This window comes from Pseudomonas sp. FW305-3-2-15-E-TSA4 (genome assembly GCF_058787295.1).
Window position 1 is genome coordinate 43498 of sequence record NZ_JBYSZP010000005.1, and the last position, 16508, is coordinate 60005.

Annotated in this window: 15 protein-coding genes; 6 read left to right on the forward strand and 9 right to left on the reverse strand. The window is 61.3% G+C overall.

Translation table 11 applies throughout. The features are described from left to right. Nucleotides 1–43 precede the first annotated feature (43 nt). Both mqo and AC3WMV_RS08105 read right to left on the reverse strand, forming a co-directional pair. Nucleotides 44–1690 carry a malate dehydrogenase (quinone) gene (mqo, locus tag AC3WMV_RS08100; protein ID WP_027611669.1) on the reverse strand — a complete coding sequence of 549 codons (1647 nt, stop codon included), beginning with the start codon at nt 1688–1690 and terminating at the stop codon, nt 44–46. 446 nt (nt 1691–2136) lie between these two features. Beyond that, nucleotides 2137–3750, reverse strand: coding sequence for a methyl-accepting chemotaxis protein (locus tag AC3WMV_RS08105; RefSeq protein WP_103367696.1), 1614 nt, complete (start codon nt 3748–3750; stop codon nt 2137–2139). A gap of 190 nt (nt 3751–3940) precedes the next feature. Between AC3WMV_RS08105 and AC3WMV_RS08110 the strand changes: the two genes are divergently transcribed. Further along, nucleotides 3941–4255, forward strand: a complete 315-nt coding sequence (locus tag AC3WMV_RS08110; protein ID WP_103367695.1) for a DUF2388 domain-containing protein — start codon at nt 3941–3943, stop codon at nt 4253–4255. Nucleotides 4256–4323: 68 nt separating this feature from the next. After that, nucleotides 4324–4746, forward strand: a complete 423-nt coding sequence (locus tag AC3WMV_RS08115; protein WP_103367694.1) for a hypothetical protein — start codon at nt 4324–4326, stop codon at nt 4744–4746. Here the strand turns inward: AC3WMV_RS08115 and ligD are convergent, their stop codons facing one another. The 4 genes from ligD to AC3WMV_RS08135 all read right to left on the reverse strand — a co-directional run bounded on the left by ligD (nt 4747) and on the right by AC3WMV_RS08135 (nt 10659). Then, nucleotides 4747–7365 (reverse strand): DNA ligase D, encoded by a 2619-nt coding sequence (ligD, locus tag AC3WMV_RS08120; RefSeq protein ID WP_103367693.1) that lies wholly within the window; start codon nt 7363–7365, stop codon nt 4747–4749. 17 nt (nt 7366–7382) lie between these two features. Then, a complete protein-coding gene (locus AC3WMV_RS08125) occupies nt 7383–8336 on the reverse strand; it encodes a methyltransferase (RefSeq protein WP_103367692.1) in 954 nt (317 codons plus the stop codon). Nucleotides 8337–8346: 10 nt separating this feature from the next. After that, the gene (locus AC3WMV_RS08130; protein ID WP_103367691.1) at nt 8347–9726 is read right to left on the reverse strand and encodes an iron-containing redox enzyme family protein; all 1380 of its coding nucleotides are present in this window, start codon (nt 9724–9726) and stop codon (nt 8347–8349) included. Between the two features lie 165 nt (nt 9727–9891). Further along, complete coding sequence (locus AC3WMV_RS08135) at nt 9892–10659, reverse strand: tellurite resistance TerB family protein (RefSeq protein ID WP_103367690.1); 768 nt, start codon at nt 10657–10659, stop codon at nt 9892–9894. A gap of 250 nt (nt 10660–10909) precedes the next feature. On the opposite strand from AC3WMV_RS08135, the gene pcsA reads away from it, so the two are divergent. Continuing rightward, a complete protein-coding gene (gene pcsA, locus AC3WMV_RS08140; RefSeq protein ID WP_096796489.1) occupies nt 10910–11632 on the forward strand; it encodes a phosphatidylcholine synthase in 723 nt (240 codons plus the stop codon). 138 nt (nt 11633–11770) lie between these two features. Here pcsA and AC3WMV_RS08145 read toward each other — a convergent pair whose 3' ends face one another. Together AC3WMV_RS08145 and AC3WMV_RS08150 are read right to left on the reverse strand one after the other, a co-directional pair. Beyond that, a complete protein-coding gene (locus tag AC3WMV_RS08145) occupies nt 11771–12583 on the reverse strand; it encodes a class I SAM-dependent methyltransferase (protein WP_097088834.1) in 813 nt (270 codons plus the stop codon). Between the two features lie 30 nt (nt 12584–12613). Then, on the reverse strand, nt 12614–12886 hold the full coding sequence (locus AC3WMV_RS08150) for a DUF4242 domain-containing protein (protein WP_007962415.1): 273 nt from the start codon (nt 12884–12886) through the stop codon (nt 12614–12616). A gap of 228 nt (nt 12887–13114) precedes the next feature. On the opposite strand from AC3WMV_RS08150, the gene AC3WMV_RS08155 reads away from it, so the two are divergent. Then, complete coding sequence (locus AC3WMV_RS08155; protein ID WP_103367689.1) at nt 13115–13576, forward strand: GNAT family N-acetyltransferase; 462 nt, start codon at nt 13115–13117, stop codon at nt 13574–13576. 44 nt (nt 13577–13620) lie between these two features. Here AC3WMV_RS08155 and AC3WMV_RS08160 read toward each other — a convergent pair whose 3' ends face one another. Further along, nucleotides 13621–13884 carry a DUF2790 domain-containing protein gene (locus AC3WMV_RS08160; protein ID WP_027611659.1) on the reverse strand — a complete coding sequence of 88 codons (264 nt, stop codon included), beginning with the start codon at nt 13882–13884 and terminating at the stop codon, nt 13621–13623. A gap of 296 nt (nt 13885–14180) precedes the next feature. On the opposite strand from AC3WMV_RS08160, the gene AC3WMV_RS08165 reads away from it, so the two are divergent. Then, on the forward strand, nt 14181–14921 hold the full coding sequence (locus AC3WMV_RS08165; RefSeq protein WP_027611658.1) for a response regulator: 741 nt from the start codon (nt 14181–14183) through the stop codon (nt 14919–14921). Then, nucleotides 14918–16219: an ATP-binding protein gene (locus AC3WMV_RS08170; RefSeq protein WP_103367688.1), complete on the forward strand. Its 1302-nt coding sequence runs from the start codon at nt 14918–14920 to the stop codon at nt 16217–16219. The genes AC3WMV_RS08165 and AC3WMV_RS08170 overlap by 4 nt, the downstream gene beginning before the upstream one ends. The last annotated feature ends 289 nt before the right edge of the window (nt 16220–16508 follow it).

The following is a 16508-nucleotide window of genomic DNA, read 5'->3' on the forward strand; positions in this document are numbered from 1 at the left end:
GACCATTACCGGTTCAGCGGGCTTTTGCGTATCTGGCGTCTAGTTACAGCGCCATGTCACGTGCAGCATTTTCCTTCGGTGCTTCAGCTTTTTCAGCTGCAGGTGCAGCCGGAGCAGCAGCCTGACCGATCACCGGTGGAGTTGGCAGTTCGAGGATCTTGGCGGTGTACGCCCACTCTTGTGCCACTTTGGCCGGATCGCTGTTCAGCTGAGTGCCGTAGCTTGGCACGATCTGGTGCAGCTTGGCCTGCCACTCAGGGGTGGCGACTTTGTCTTTGAAGACTTTCTGCAGCACGCTCAGCATGATCGGTGCAGCGGTCGACGCGCCTGGCGATGCGCCCAGCAGGCCGGCGATGGAGCCGTCTTGTGCAGCAACGATTTCGGTGCCCAGTTTCAGCACGCCGCCCGCGGCTTCATCACGCTTGATGATTTGCACGCGCTGGCCGGCTTGCCACAGGCGCCAGTCTTCGGCTTTGGCGTTCGGGAAGTATTCCTTCAGCGCGTTCAGACGGTCTTCATCCGACAGCATCAGTTGACCGGCCAGGTACTCGACCAGCGGGTATTCCTTGATGCCGACCTTGGTCATTGGCCAGATGTTGTGGGTGGTGGTGCTGGTCAGCAGGTCCAGGTACGAGCCTTCTTTGAGGAACTTGGTGCTGAAGGTCGCGAATGGGCCAAACAGGATGACGCGCTTGCCGTCCAGAACACGGGTGTCCAGGTGCGGAACCGACATCGGCGGTGCGCCAACCGAAGCTTTACCGTAGGCCTTGGCCAGGTGCTGCTCGGCGATGGCCGGGTTATCGGTCACCAGGAACGAGCCGCCGACCGGGAAGCCAGCGTATTCCTTGGCTTCAGGAATGCCCGACTTCTGCAGCAGGTGCAGAGCGCCGCCACCAGCGCCGATGAACACGAACTTGGCGTCGGTTTCGGTCTTGGTGCCGTCTTTCAGGTTTTTGTAGCTGACGCGCCAGGTGCCGTCGGCGTTCTTGGTGATGTCTTCGACTTCACTCGACAGCTTCAGGTCGAAGTTAGGCTTGGTCTGCAGGTAACCGGCGAACTGGCGGGTGATTTCGCCGAAGTTCATGTCGGTACCCAGCGGGCTCCAGGTGGCCGCGATTTTCTGGTTCGGGTCACGCCCTTCCATCATCAGCGGGACCCACTTCTTGATCACAGCCGGGTCTTCGGAGTACTGCATGCCGGCGAACAGCGGGCTCGCTTGCAGGGCTTCGTAGCGCTTTTTCAGGAACTTGATGTTGTCATCGCCCCACACGAAGCTCATGTGCGGCGTGGTGTTGATGAACGAGCGAGGGTTCTTCAGAACGCCTTGCTGAACCTGCCAGGCCCAAAACTGACGGGACACCTGGAACGCTTCGTTGATCTCGACCGCTTTCGGGATCGTCACGTTGCCTTTGTCGTCTTCCGGGGTGTAGTTCAGCTCAGCCAGGGCGGAGTGACCGGTACCGGCGTTGTTCCAGCCATTGGAGCTTTCCAGGGCGACGCCATCGAGGCGCTCGACCATTTCCATCGACCAGCTTGGCTCCAGCTCATTGATCCACACACCCAGGGTGGTGCTCATGATGCCGCCGCCGATCAGCAGAACGTCGACTTTCTTTGCTTCTGCAGCATTGGCGGACGACATCCCCATCGCCAAAGCCAGCCCGAGCAAGGCTGTGTTCACTTTCTTAAACATCCGTTGCACCTATGATAAAACGCCTTCCGCCCGCCGCTGTTATCTGTATGCGATCCGCTTTGATGACGCTCAGGCTCGCGTCGCAGATTCCGGCACACTTCAATTTTGACGGGTGGGCACACAAGGCCGACGTACCGCATCGACCTCAGTTAATGTCCCTTCTGAACTGACTTCTTATCATTATTGGCTTCAGCTACTTGAGCGACAGGGATTCCGTCAGCCCGCCCCAAAGGCAGGCAAACCGAATAAGGTCAAACCAAGTTGGCGCGAAGAATATCACGTCAGGGCAAACCCGCGCGTCTGTTCCCGACTTGAGAGTCTTTTTCCGCTGTGGGCGTTATCGGCCGGTATGGGCTGAACATGATCCCGAAACCTGTGGTGGCTGGGCTGGCCCCATCGCGAGCAGGCTCGCTCCTACAAGGAATGGGCTGCTCGCGATGGCGGCGTTACAACCGAAACCGATCCACCGACAACGCCAACGCCCCCGCCAGACTCGACAGTTCATCGGTGGTATTGGCCGTCTGCCCGATCACTTTACTGTTGCCCTCGGACATCCCGGCGATCATTTCCACCTGATGAGCGATTTCGTTGCTGGCCTGGCTTTGCTCGACGATGGTGCGGGTGATGTCGTTGACCAGTTGCGTGGTGCTGAGGGTGGCGTCGAGGATTTCGCGAATCGCCCGTTCGACTTCAGCCGTGACCGCCATGCCCTTGTCGACTTGGGCCACGCCGGCCTCCATGCTGCTGACCGCCTCCCGGGTGCTGTTTTGGATCCGTGCAACCATCGCGGCGATTTCCTGGGTTGAGGCACTGGTGCGTGCCGCCAGGCTGCGCACTTCGTCGGCAACCACGGCAAAGCCCCTGCCCTGCTCGCCGGCCCGCGCTGCCTCGATGGCGGCGTTGAGTGCCAGCAGGTTGGTCTGGTCGGCGATGCTCTTGATCACCTGAATGATGTTGAAGATGCCTTCGGATTCCTGATCCAGCGTACGGATCACCTGTGCCGACTGTTGCGCCGAGCGGGCGATGTCGTCCATGTCGCTGACCACCTGATGGATCACCTGCCCGCCGCTCTTGGCCAGCGACTCGGCCTGATTGGCCATGCCCAGCGCGCGTTCGGCATGACGAGTGATTTCCTCGATGCTGGCGGTCATCTGGCTCGCGGCGGCGGCCATGGTGCCGGCCGCGGCGCTTTGCTGTTGACTGCTGTCAGCGACCTGATGGCAGCCGTGGCTCAACTGCTCGCTCATGCCGCTGACGCCATGGGCGTTGCGCCGAACGACGTCGATCATGTTGCGCAGGTCGCGCTGCATGGTCGCCAGGCTGCGGATCAGCGTACTGGCCTCGTCCTTGCCGGTCGGCTCGCTGATCGGTTCGCTGAGGTTGCCGTGGGCAATGCTCTGCGCGATCTGGTTAGCGGATTTCAGCGGCCCCATGATGCTGCGGGTCACCCAACGCCCTTGCCCCAATAACAGCAACAGACTGGCGAGCAACACCACACCGAGGGCGATGTTGGCGTTGCGAATAGCGCTTTCAGTGGCCTGGCTGGTGTCACGGGTGTTGCTTTCGATCAGTTCGCTGAGGGCCGCCATCTGCTCTTCGAGCTGACTGAAGGCCGCATTGAACGTGCCCAGCTCCCGTTGCGCGCTGTCCGGGTTGTCCAGTGCCAGGCCGACAATGCGCTCGGCCGCTGCAATGTAGGTGTCCAGGCTGGGTTTTATGTGTTCCAGCGCAGACTTGATCGTCGGGTTGACCGGCAATTTGAGGTTTTCTTCCAGCACTTCGCGAAAATGCGTGGCGTGCTCGTTGATCGAGTCCCGCACCTCTGCGGCCGTGCCGGTACTTTTGCCCAGGCCGACCAGCATCGCCGAGTACACGTCGGCCCGCAGCGCGTCGTGCATCATGTCGGCTTCCATGTGATTGCGCAGCGCGGTCATGGTCACCGCGTTGTCGTTCACCGCTGCGGACATGCGCGTATTCCCCACATAGCTGACCAGACTCACGATCAGCGCCGTCAACAGACTGGTGGCAATCAGCAGCAGCAAACGCAATTTGATCGACACGGTGGGTTCCTCCCCTGAGGCGCGCCGGAATGCGCCTTTCAGGATTTCAGTTAAGCTTATTTGTGCAGATGTGCCGCTTCAGAGCGTTTCAGCAAGTATCCGCGTGTTCGGACGGAACTCCGGCAAAGGTCGCACCTCTGAGATTATGTAGTCCTTCCTTTTTGCTTCGCGCTTGTGGAGGAACATCGTCATGCGCAAGTTAGTGCTCATTGCTTCTCTCCTGCTCTGCCTCCCTGTCGGCTCGGCTCTGGCCCGTGTCGATGCCGGAGACGTCGCCACCTCGGCGGGCGTTTCCGCGTCGCTGTACTCGACCTTCAAGGATCACAAAATGGTGATCCCGGCGCGCGACGACCTGTCAGCGTTCGTCGCCAGCGGCGGGGCCATCCGTGGGGTTTATCTTGAGTCGGTACTGCAACAGGTGCGGCACGACAACCCCGGCCTCAATGCCAGCGATGAAGACCTCGCCAACGCGATTCTGGTGCATTACGAAGGCCTGAATCAGTAGTTGCCAGGGATGCAGCGGCCGATGGACGGCAGCTGAGGGCGCATAGGCAAAACCGTCTGACGGCCTCTATGATGGAGGCCATGACGACTCTTGCGCCTCCTGCGCCTTTGCGCTCACCCTGCCCGCCCGGCGCCTGCGATTGCGGGCGCGACGCGTTGCTGGAAACGCCGGGCACGGATCTGCGCATTCTGCGCCTGACCCGCGAGCAGGAAAAAATTCTCCTCGCCCGACTGGAACAACTCAAAGACCTTGCGGACTTGCGGCATCTGCAACAGCGCATGCACGAACAGTTGGGCCTGCGGGTGGAAATCTCCCCGGGCTTTCATGAAGTGCGCAGCATGCTCGGCATCGAGATTCAGATCGAGGCGCTGCCGGGACTGTGCCGCAAGACCCGCAAGTCAATTCCGGCGGCCATTCGCCGAGGCCTGAACAACCGCCCCGAAATCGCTTTCGAGCTGCTCAACGCTCACGACTTGCTGCGCGACACCTGATCATTTTTTCATGCCAACCCGCTTGCGCATCTCCGCGGTGATGCTCTGGCGGGTTTTCTTCAGGTCGGCCCACGGCTCATCGCCGACTTCGTTCAGACGCTCATGGACATTGCTGATGTTCCACTGATTGCCACCCTTGATCTCCCCCACTTCTTCGCGAAACAGCGGTACTGACACTGGCAGTCCCTCACGGGTTCGCGCGGCGTAGGTACAAATGGTGGTGGCGCCCAGACCGTTGCGCAGGTAGTCGATGAAGATCCGCCCGACACGATTTTTCGGCCCGGACACTGCGGAAAAGCGTTCCGGCAACAAATTCGCCATGTGACTGACGATCGCATGGCTGAAGTCCTTGACCTCATCCCAGCCATGTTTGCGCGTCAACGGCACCACCAGGTGAATGCCCTTGCCGCCGCTGGTCTTGAGAAACGCCTTGAGCCCCAGTTCATCCAGTACGGTCAGGGTGAGCGCCGTGGCTTCGACCATGCTTTTCCACGGCAGCGCAGGGTCTGGATCGAGGTCGAGAACAAACCGGTCAGGCTTTTCCAGATCGACGGTGGTGGCGTTCCAAGTGTGCAACTCGACCGTGCTCATCTGCACTGCGCCGATCAAGGCTTCGGCGTTGTTGATCAGCATCACCGGTTGCCCGGTGACGTCCTTGTCCAGTGTGGTGATGCCGGGAATCGCCAGGCGCTCGGCGTTTTTCTGGAAAAACAGTTCGCCGGCAATGCCGTCCGGCGCCCGCACCAGCGCAACCGGGCGATCCTTGAGCTGCGGCAGAATCCACTCGGCAACGCTGGCGTAATACTCGGCCAGTTGCATCTTGGTGGTGCCGCTGACCGCATCGATCACCCGATCGGGGTGAGTGATGCGCACTTTGCCGCTGGCCAGCCCCAGCTGGGACGGCGCCGGTTCGGCTTTCTTCGGCTCAGCAGCTTTCTTTGATTCTGCAGCTTTCTTCGACGAAGCAGTTTTCTTCGACGGGGTGGCTTTCGCTGAAGTCTTCACGGGTTTCGCGCGCTCCTCGGTAATTGACTTGGCCGGTTTGTCATTGCGCAGCCCATGGAACACAGCGTGGCGCACCGAACCGTCCTTGGTCATTTCGGCGAATGCCACTTCTGCCAACAGATTGGGTTTGAGCCAGTGCACACCTTTGGCCTCGAAGCCGCTGGGCGGATTGACCACGGCAGCCTTCTTCACCTGCAACGGCTTGAGCTGAGCGAGGATGCTTTTCAGTGTGGTTTCGTTGAAACCGGTGCCGACCTTGCCGGCATAGCGCAACTCGCCACTGTCGCGATCATGCAGGCCCAACAACAGCGCACCGAAAGCACTGCGCGCACCTTTCGGATCGGTGTAGCCGACAACCACGAATTCCTGCCGATGCTTGCACTTGAGCTTGATCCAGTCGCTGCTGCGCCGCGACACGTAGGGCGAGCCGAGGCGTTTGCCGATCAGCCCCTCCATCTGCATCTGGCAGGCGCTGTTGAGCAGTGCGTCCGCCGTTTCATCGAAGGCTTCGGAGAAGCGCAGCAACGGCTGCTCATGCCCGCCGAGTACCGTGGACAACGCCGCGCGACGCTCCTCGACCGGCACTTCGCGCAGGTCGACGCCGTTGAGGTACGGCATGTCGAACAGGTAGTACATGATGCTGCCGCTGCGCCCGGCTTCGAAGGCGTTTTGCAGCGCCTGAAAGTCCGGCACACCGTGTTCATTGGTGACCACCACTTCGCCGTCCAGCCACGCCGATTCCAGCCCCAACTCGGCCAGGGCTTGCGCCTGTTGCGGCAGTTTGTGCGTCCAGTCGTGACCGTTGCGGGTGAACAGTTGCACCTGATCGTGATCGATGCGCGCCATGATCCGGTAGCCGTCGAATTTGATCTCGTAACTCCAGTGTCCTTCGGGTGCACTGTCGACCAGGGTCGCCAGTTCCGGTTTGAGCTGCGCCGGCAGTTTGGCCTTGCGCGCACCCGTGAGCGTCCCGGACGCCGCTTTACGCGGTTTCGCCGGGGACTTCTTCACTGGCTTGGCTTGCTCGGCGGCGAGCTTGGGTTTGCTGATCAGGGTGCGTTCGCTGAGCACGCTGTCCGGCTCCGCACTGAGCACATCGTAGTCGTCCTGCGGGCGCGCCGCACTGTCCTGATGTTTGATCAGAAACCAGTTTTCCTTCTTGCCCGGCATATGCGTGCGCACCAGATTCCAGATCCCGGAGAGCTTTTCGCCCTGCAACTCGAACTTGAGTTTGCCCTTGGCGTAAGCCTTGGCCGGATCCTCCTGCGGAATCCACACGCCACGATCCCAGACGATCACATCGCCTGCACCGTAATGCCCCTCGGGAATGCTGCCCTCGAACGTCGCATAATCCAGCGGATGGTCTTCGACGTGTACCGCCAGACGCTTGACCTTGGGATCGAGCGACGGGCCCTTGGGCACCGCCCAGCTCTTCAGCGCACCATCGAGTTCGAGGCGAAAGTCATAATGCAGGTGCGAAGCGTCGTGCTTCTGGATGCAGAACTGCAGCGCATGTTCGCTGGCCTTGCTGCGGCCACGGCGTTTGACCGCGGCGGGCTCCGACGTTGCGGAAAAGTCGCGCATGCGGTTGTAGTCGTCGAGGTTCCTGGTCATGGCGCACCTGCCTTGTGTCAGCCAATGCGGGTCACGGTCAGCGCGACCACGGCGATCCGGTCTACGCGCTGGTAACCGGGGTTCAACAACTCTTCACCGAACACGTCAGGATCCAGTTCGCGATAGGTCCAGCCGAATCGCGTCGAATCCAGGCGTGGCACCACCGTGTCGAAAAACGGATCGCGGCCATCGACCATCGCCACGCCGGTGTACAGCAACAAAGAGCCACCGGGTGCCAGCCGATTGAGCGCCTGCTCGACGATGCGCAGCGACAATCCGGCGCCGAGCGAGCCACCGCCATGCCGATAAGCACGCCCGGCCGGGTCAGCCATGTACGGCGGGTTGGCGACGATCAGGTCGAAATTGCCTTCGGTGCCCTGCAGCACATCACTGGCCTGCACCTCGACATTCGCGACTTCGGCCAATGCTGCGTTGATCGCGGTCAGGCGCAGCGCGGCGGGATTGATGTCGACCGCCAGCACCTGCGCTTCACGCCGTGCGCGGGCAATCAGGATGGCGCCGACGCCGGCGCCGCAGCCAATGTCCACCGCACGCTGAATCGGCGCGAAGCTCTGTTGCAGATGCGCGTGAATCAGCTGCGCGAAACGGTAGGTGTCCGGGCCGAAAAACACCGAATCGGCGGCATCGGTGGGAAAGCCGGAATGCACGAACAACAAGTCATCAAGACTCGACCAGCGCACCCGGCTTTTCAAGCGGCCGTCGTAGACGTCAATCACTTGTGCCTCCTGCAATTGCCGCTGTTCGTCAGCGGACAACAGCCCCGGTTCGAACGGGCGCGACCAGCCGAACACGTCGCGCAGGGTATCGGCCACCTGCCCTTCGTCACGCTGGTTGACCCGCTGATGGGTCAAGGGCGTTGGCGTGATGAAACGGTAGCCGTCGGCCTGCAAGCGCCGGCCGAGTTGCAGCAGCGTGAGATCATTGGCGGACAGTTGTTCTTCCTGATTCATGGAGATTTCCTTAGCGCAGACTGGATTTGAGTTCGATGAAGCGACGTGTCGCCAGCAGCCCCGCCGGATGGGCATGGCGGGCCGGTGCCAACCATGGGATCAGCGTGGCCATTTGCGCGTGTCCGTCCTGACCTTGCAGGGCAGACATCAGGCGCTGCACATCGGGATCGTGTTCGGGCACGGCGGCGTCCGGGGTGGCAACCTGACGGCTGCGTCTTGGCACCGTTTTTTTCTCCGACAACGTCCAGTCACCGGCAATCCAGTCGTGCAACAGCTGCTTTTCATACGGACTGAACACGCCGAACATCGCCGCACCGTCGCCATCGATCAGCTGCCAGAAACGGCTGGCTTGCGGATCTTCGTTGAGTTTGATCCAGCCTTTGTCCTGCATTGCCTGCAGGAAACCCGGTAGCTGCTCGGGAGTGGCCAGCCACTGATTGACGGTTTTGCCTTCGAAACGGCAGTAGTCGGAATGCATGTGCTGACCGAACGGGCGCTTGCGCTCGAGCATCGCCAGCACTTCCTGCTCCAGGTCAAAACCCTCGATGATCGCGCGACTGCCCTGCCCCAGGTCATTGAGCCGATAGCCCAGCGACACCCGGCGCAGAAATTCGCCGCGATCGGCTTCCAGCGGCAGCAAGTCAAGTACCGACTGCACGGCCTTTTGCGCATGCCCGGTGCTGGCGTTGTCGATGGTCACATGCAGGGTGAAGTAGTACGGATCGATGCCCAACTCGCTGAGTTCATAGGCACTGATCAGCAAGTGCAGCGGCAGTTGTTCGTAGCCGAGGTTGTAGCCGATCACCTCTGGCAGCAAGCTTTCGCCACAGGCACCTAGCGCCAGTTGCAGCGCACCTTGCAGGTAGCGTTCATCGGCGATGGCGCTGGCGTCCTGCAAACCGTGCTCAGCGAGCAGTTTGCGGTAGATCACCACGTGGTTTTGCGCTGGATTGCCGTCGCCCAACTCTTCCAGATAGGTACACAGCAATCCGTCGAAACGCGGGTCGCGCCACTGCGCCAACAAACCGTACAGCCAAGCACCATCGACCAGTTTGGTCGGCGCCACGGCCTGCAGAAAGTACAACGCGTGAGCCTTGTTGCGGAAGAACTGGCGCGGTCCGCCGGCCTGGCGCTGTTGCAGGTAATCGGCGTACTGCCGGGCAACTTCTGTGCAATGTTCGGCGACCCAGCCTTGCCACGCCGACGGATCCTGCGGAAGTTCCTCGGGCAACAGCGCGGCGCGCTGCAACTGCTCGGCAACAAAGTCCTGCGCGAGAGTTTCAGGCGCATCCTCAAGCAGCAGTGCCTCATAAATGCGCCGCAGGTCACCGTCGGCAGTGATGGGCTGTTGCTGCGCACTCGGCGCATGCAGAGGGGTCAGGGCAGTCATGTCAGTGTTCTCACTCGGGTGGCCGGTCAGGGCGTTGTTTCACGCCTCTACATCAGCAGAGCAACCGCTACGGAGAAAAATTCAATCGACATGAAAATTGCCCTGACGGACGGAGCATCGCGGTCCCGGCAAGGGCTGCCCGAGACCGCGATTTTTGACGGTGCTTCAGGCCTGACCTTTGGCCTGAGCCTCCAGATGCACCTGCAATTGCGGGTCGATCTGCAGCGCGGCAGCCAGTTCATCCAGGTAGTTGCGTTCGGCGTCTTGCTGATCGTCCACCAGGATCACGCTGACCAGGTACATTTCGGCGGCCGTCGCCGGGTCGTCGTTGGCCGCCTGCGCGACTTCGTTCGCATCCAGCGGTTTGGCAACTTCAGCGTTAAACCATTGCTGCAATTCTGGATCGTCGGTGTGTTTGCCAATCTCTTCATCGATCATCTGCCGTTCCCGGTCATCGATCTCACCATCAGCCTTGGCTGCCGCGATCAGCGCCCGCAGCACAGCATGCCCGTGCTCCTCGACTTCGGGCCCGGCCAGCAGATTTGCGGTTGGCGGAATCTGCTGTGGCGCCGCCGACGCCTGACTGCGCTGCCAGGCCTGATACGCCTGGAACGCCATCATTCCCAACGAGGCCAGTGCCGCATAATTGGTGCCGCCGGAACGACTTTGTGTACCGCCGCCACCGAGTGCCCCGCCCAACGCGCCGCCCAATCCACCGCCGCCACCGCCGCCAAGCAGACCACCCAGCAATCCACCCAAACCGCCCAGCCCACCGGACTGCGCGCCACTGGCGCCTGTACTCGCGCCGCCGCCCAACAGGCCACCGAGCAAGCCGCCCAGTCCGCCCAGACCTGCGCCGGCCGAAGCGCCACTTGGTTGTCCCACCGAGGCCTGGCCCCGCAGTAGTTGTTCGAGCAAATCACTGGTGTTCATGATCTCGTCCTCAGCCATTGGCAATAAATGCGTCAGGCAACAATAGACCGCCGACGCCGGCGCGCCAGCACCGTCTGGCTGACGCTGGCAGATTTCGCCGAGGTATTTTTTGTGCGGGCAGCTAAGATTCAAAGGTGGTGAACCTTATCCCGGCCAAACCGGTCGATAGCTGCAACCCCGACCCGGTTTGCCGGCGCCCTTTGCCCGAGGGTGATAACCGGCATGCTTCATTTTTCTGGAGAACGCCCCTGTGATATCGACCGTACACATCGCCAGGCTCAAAGCATGGGGCGCCCATGGTTTTACCGCGACCGGCGTGGTCACAGCCTTTCTGGCGACCCTCGCCCTGCTGGAAAACCAGCCGACTCACTGCCTGATGTGGCTGGGCGTGGCATTGATCGTCGACGGTCTCGACGGAGCGCTCGCGCGTAAGGTCAATGTGCAGTCGGTGCTGCCGAGTTTCGACGGCTCGATCCTCGATCTGGTGATCGACTACCTGACCTACGTGTTCATTCCGGCGCTGTTCATCTATCGCTACATTCCCCTGCCCGACTACACCCTGCTGCTGAGCGTATCGCTGATTCTGGTGTCGTCGCTGTTCTGTTTCTGCAACGTCAACATGAAGAGCAAGGACAACTATTTCGTCGGTTTCCCCGCCGCGTGGAACGTGGTTGCCCTGTGCCTGTACATCATCGACCCGGGGCCGTGGATCACCTTTCTGACCATCATCGGTCTGGCGCTGCTGACCGTGACCCGCATGAAGTTCCTGCACCCGTTCCGGGTACGCCGGTTCATGCCGATCAACATCGCGGTGACGGCCATCTGGCTGCTGTGCAGCCTGTCGCTGGTGCTTAATCACCCGATGATCAATCCGCTGGTGATGGGTTTGTGGTTGCTGGCGTCGGCGTACTTTCTGGGGATCTGCATCTGGCGTACGGCGCTGGAGTGGTTTGATCGGCCGCACCTGAAATAGCACCAGACCTGCCAATCACGAATACCTGTGGGAGCTGGCTTGCCAGCGATTTCGGACTGCCAGTCGACATCGTTTGGACAGGACGGCCGCCATCGCTGGCAAGCCAGCTCCCACAGGTTTTGGCATGATTCTGAACATTCAGCGTTTGGTGATGACCACCTCCAGATACTCGCTCGGCACCACCAGCGACTTCTCTCCCACCCGGTTCGAGCGGTTCAGCAGATCCGCCAGATCACTCTCCAGCGCCTGCCCGCTTTCCGGCGGCAATGCCGCGAAGGCCTTGTGCACCGGCCCGTACCAGTGGCGGAAAATGTCGATGAAGTGCGCCGCCGAGCGATAGCGGAAATTGAAGGTGCGGCGGGTGACCTGCAGCAAAAATTCGCGCTCATTGAAGTGGCTGTGCAACCACGCTTCGGTGCCCCAGTTCGACGGCGGCTGGGCCACGGCGGGGGGCGGGACGTGGCGACCGAGCACCTTGAACATCTGGCCGACGAAACCTTCCGGCGTCCAGTTCGCCAGACCGATGCGCCCGCCCCTTCGGCAGACCCGCGCCAGTTCCGCTGCGGCAGTCGCCTGATCCGGGGCAAACATCACGCCAAAGGTCGACAGCACCGCGTCGTAACTCTCGTCGGCGAACGGCAACGCTTCGGCATCGGCGACCTGAAAAATCACATCCAGATGCTCGGCCCGTGCCCGATCCTGTCCCCGCTCCAGCAGCGCCGCGACATAGTCGGTCGAGGTCACCTGACAACCACGTCGCGCCGCCGCCAGAGTCGCATTACCGTTACCGGCGGCGACATCCAGCACTTCCTCATCGCAGTGCAGGTCGCAGGCCTCGGCGAGGTTTTCGCCGACGATCTGCAAGGTGGTACCGATCACCGCGTAATCACCGCTGGCCCAGGCGACTTTCTGGCGCTCTTTCAGACCCGTCAGATCAATGGGAGTACTCATCAATCGTGCTCCGCAGCAGGTAGAAGGACTTCATTCGGCCGTGGTCGGGTCGATGACCGTCATCACCCGCGCCACGCTGTTGGCCGGGAATCCACCCAGCCTGGCGTGCTCGCGCACCTGCTCTTCGTCAGGGGCGATGTAGACGCAATAGATTTTGTCGGCGGTGACGTAACTTTGCAGCCACTGCACCTGTGGCCCGAGTTCACGCAACACCTGGCAGGAGGTTTGCGATACGGCTTGGAGTTCTTGCGGCGACAGCTTTCCGGCCCCTGGAATCTCGCGTTCAATCACGAATTTCGGCATGGCAACCTCGCGTTCTTTTTATCAGTGACAGGGCCGACAGTGGCCCTGCTCATCCACTATCGCGCCGAGGGTCGATGGCGTCCCTGCCAATCGTCCGAAGAGCCGGCAAAACAACGGCCGGGCCGATGAGTGGCGGTTTTTTGTAAAGGCCTCGAGACACTCCGAGATTGCCATTGCGTGGGGCAATCGGCTTTTATGCCTTCCCGTCTTCCGTGAATGGATTCCATCATGTCCCTGCGTCTTGAATGGCTCGTCGATCACCCGCAGCACAGCGACACTTACGCCGCGTGGATTCACCGCCAGTTCGCCTACGAATATGCCGAGCAACCCTTGACCGATTGGCAACGCGAGTTCGCTGCCGGCCAGAACAATGGCGACTGGTCATGCCTGATTGCGCTGGACGGCGAGCGTCTGCTCGGCGGTGCGGCGCTGGCCCGGGCGGATCTGGCCCTGCGTCCGGATCTCGGCCCTTGGCTGGCGTGCGTGTTTGTCAGCCCGCAAGCTCGTGGCCAGGGGTTGGCAGAGCGGTTGATCGATGGCATCAGCCAGGCGGCGAAACAGCGCGGTTTCGCACGTTTCTATCTGCACACACAGAACAAGCAGGACTACTACGCCAAACGCGGCTGGACAGTGCTGGAGCGCTTTCGCGCCTGGGACAACGAGCAATGGCTCATGGTGCGCGACCTGTGAGCCATTGATATGCGCGGGCGGTGACTGTCGATGCATCTGAGCACTCAGTTCTGGTTGTTACAGCCATCGGCAAATTTGCGGTAATCCAGCACCTGGGTTTTTCCGGCCGAATCCAGGTACGTCATGCGCGCATCGATAATGCCGCAGTTCACCGCGTTGTCCTCGGTCATCGACAGCACTTTCTGGATGTCCAGGTGCGTGCCGTAGGTGTAGGTGTGCGGGCTGACATCGGCTTCGGCCCGGGCCGACAGGGTGCAGATGTTCAGGGCGGCGAACAGGCAGGCGGCGACAACGGTTTTGTGCGTCATGGTGGTTTCCTCAAGGCTTGTATGGGTTGAGCCGAGGCAAACTGTGTGGGCCTCGATGGAGCCTATTTGAGGCGCGTGAGGTATCGCGTCTGTGTCAGGAAACGACCGCTATCAATCACTGTGTATCCCCACCGCCCGGAGATACACAGCGATACAAAACCCTGAAAAAATCGCGTTTTTGCATGTGTGTGTATCCGCCATTACGCCAGATACACTGCAATACAAACCCGGGCAGGCAAGCCGGCGCAGGCTCGATAGACTGCATGGCATTGCCCTTTGATAGAGGTTCTGCACCGATGGAACATGTCGATCACATTCTCATCGTCGACGACGACCGCGAGATCCGCGAGCTGGTCGGCAATTACCTGAAGAAGAACGGACTGCGCACCACCGTGGTCGCCGATGGCCGGCAGATGCGCAGTTTTCTCGAAGCCAACACCGTTGACCTGATTGTGCTCGACATCATGATGCCCGGCGACGATGGCCTGCAGCTGTGCCGCGAATTGCGCGTGGGCAAGCACAAGGCCACGCCGGTGCTGATGCTCACGGCGCGCAACGATGAAACCGACCGCATCATCGGCCTGGAAATGGGCGCCGACGATTACCTGACCAAGCCGTTCGCCGCCCGCGAACTGCTGGCGCGGATCAACGCGGTGCTGCGGCGCACGCGCATGCTGCCACCGAATCTGGTGGTCACCGAAAGCGGTCGCCTGCTGGCCTTCGGCCGTTGGCAACTGGACACCTCGGCCCGGCATCTGCTGGACAATGACGGCACACTGGTCGCCCTCAGTGGTGCCGAATACCGTTTGCTGCGGGTGTTCCTCGATCATCCACAACGGGTGCTCAGCCGTGATCAGTTACTCAACCTGACCCAGGGCCGCGAAGCCGATCTGTTTGATCGCTCGATTGATCTGCTGGTCAGCCGTTTGCGCCAGCGCCTGCTTGATGATGCGCGTGAGCCGGCCTACATCAAAACCGTGCGCAGCGAGGGTTATGTTTTTTCGCTACCGGTGGAAATCCTCGGGGCCTCGGCATGAGCCTCAAGCTGCATTGGCCACGCACCCTGGCTTCGCGGTTGTCGCTGATCTTTCTGATCGGGCTGATCCTGGCCCAGGCCCTGTCGTTTGGCGCGCAGTATTACGAGCGTTTCCAAAGCGCCAGAAGCACCATGCTCAGCAATATGCAAAACGACGTTTCGACGTCGGTTGCCATCCTCGACCGCTTGCCCGCGCAGGAACGCCCCGCCTGGCTGCCACGACTGGCTCGCACCAACTACGATTATCGGTTGAACGACGGCGATCCCGGCGCCCCGCTCGACGCCGAGGAGGTACCGGTGGCCGCGACCTCGATCAGCAGTGCGATCGGCGGCGCCCATCCGCTGTCCTTCAGCCGTTTTTCCGCAGAGAAAAAACACTTCCAGGCCCATTTGCGCCTCAGCGACGGCAGCCCGTTGACCATCGATGTGCGTCCGGCCATGCCGCCGCTGTCGCCGTGGCTGCCGGGGGTATTGCTCGGGCAACTGGCGCTGCTGATCGCCTGCACCTGGCTGGCGGTGCGCATTGCCATACGCCCCCTCGCCCGCCTCGCCAATGCCGTGGAATCCCTCGACCCCAACGCGCACCCGGTGATGCTCGACGAACACGGCCCGACCGAAGTGGCCTACGCCGCACGGGCCTTCAACGCGATGCAGGCGCGCATCGCTGCGTATCTGAAGGAGCGCATGCAACTGCTGGCGGCGATTTCCCATGACCTGCAAACCCCGATCACCCGCATGAAATTGCGCGCAGAGTTCATGGACGACTCGGTCGAGAAAGACAAACTGTGGAACGACCTCGGCGAGATGGAGCATCTGGTGCGCGAAGGCGTGGCGTACGCTCGCAGCATCCACGGCTCGACCGAGGAAAGCCGGCGCACCGACCTCGACTCGTTCCTCGACAGCCTGGTGTTCGACTATCAGGACATGGGCAAGGACGTGCAGCTGAGCGGCAAGAGCGCGGCGGTGATCGATACCCGTCCCCAGGCCCTGCGCCGGGTGCTGGTGAACCTGACCGACAACGCACTGAAATTCGCCGGTGCTGCGCAGTTGCAGGTCGATATCGACGACGGTCTTTGCATCAAAATCCTCGATCGCGGGCCAGGCATTGCCGAAGCCGAGTTGCAACAGGTCATGCAGCCGTTCTACCGGGTGGAAAACTCGCGCAACCGCAGCACCGGCGGCACCGGCCTGGGCCTGGCCATCGCCCAGCAACTGGCCATGGCCCTCGGCGGATCACTGACCCTGAGCAACCGCGAGGGCGGAGGCCTGTGCGCGGAGTTGAAATTGCCCCTGCGCTGATCCGCACACCAATCACCTGTGGGAGCGGGCTTGCTCGCGAAAGCGGCGTATCAGCCCCTGATGCATCGACTGACACACCGCGTTCGCGAGCAAGTCGAATCTTCGTACCGCCGCTCCCACATTGGAATTTGCATGGAGCACAAACACTGCATCTTGCCCCAGCCCGACTAGACTGATTCATGCCCCAGTCGAGGGGGAATGCAGGACGACGTCAGCTGTGCCCTGCCCACTTCTGTGACCACCGCCCAGCGGCCCATGCCTCGACAACGTTCTGCCACCGGACGGTGAT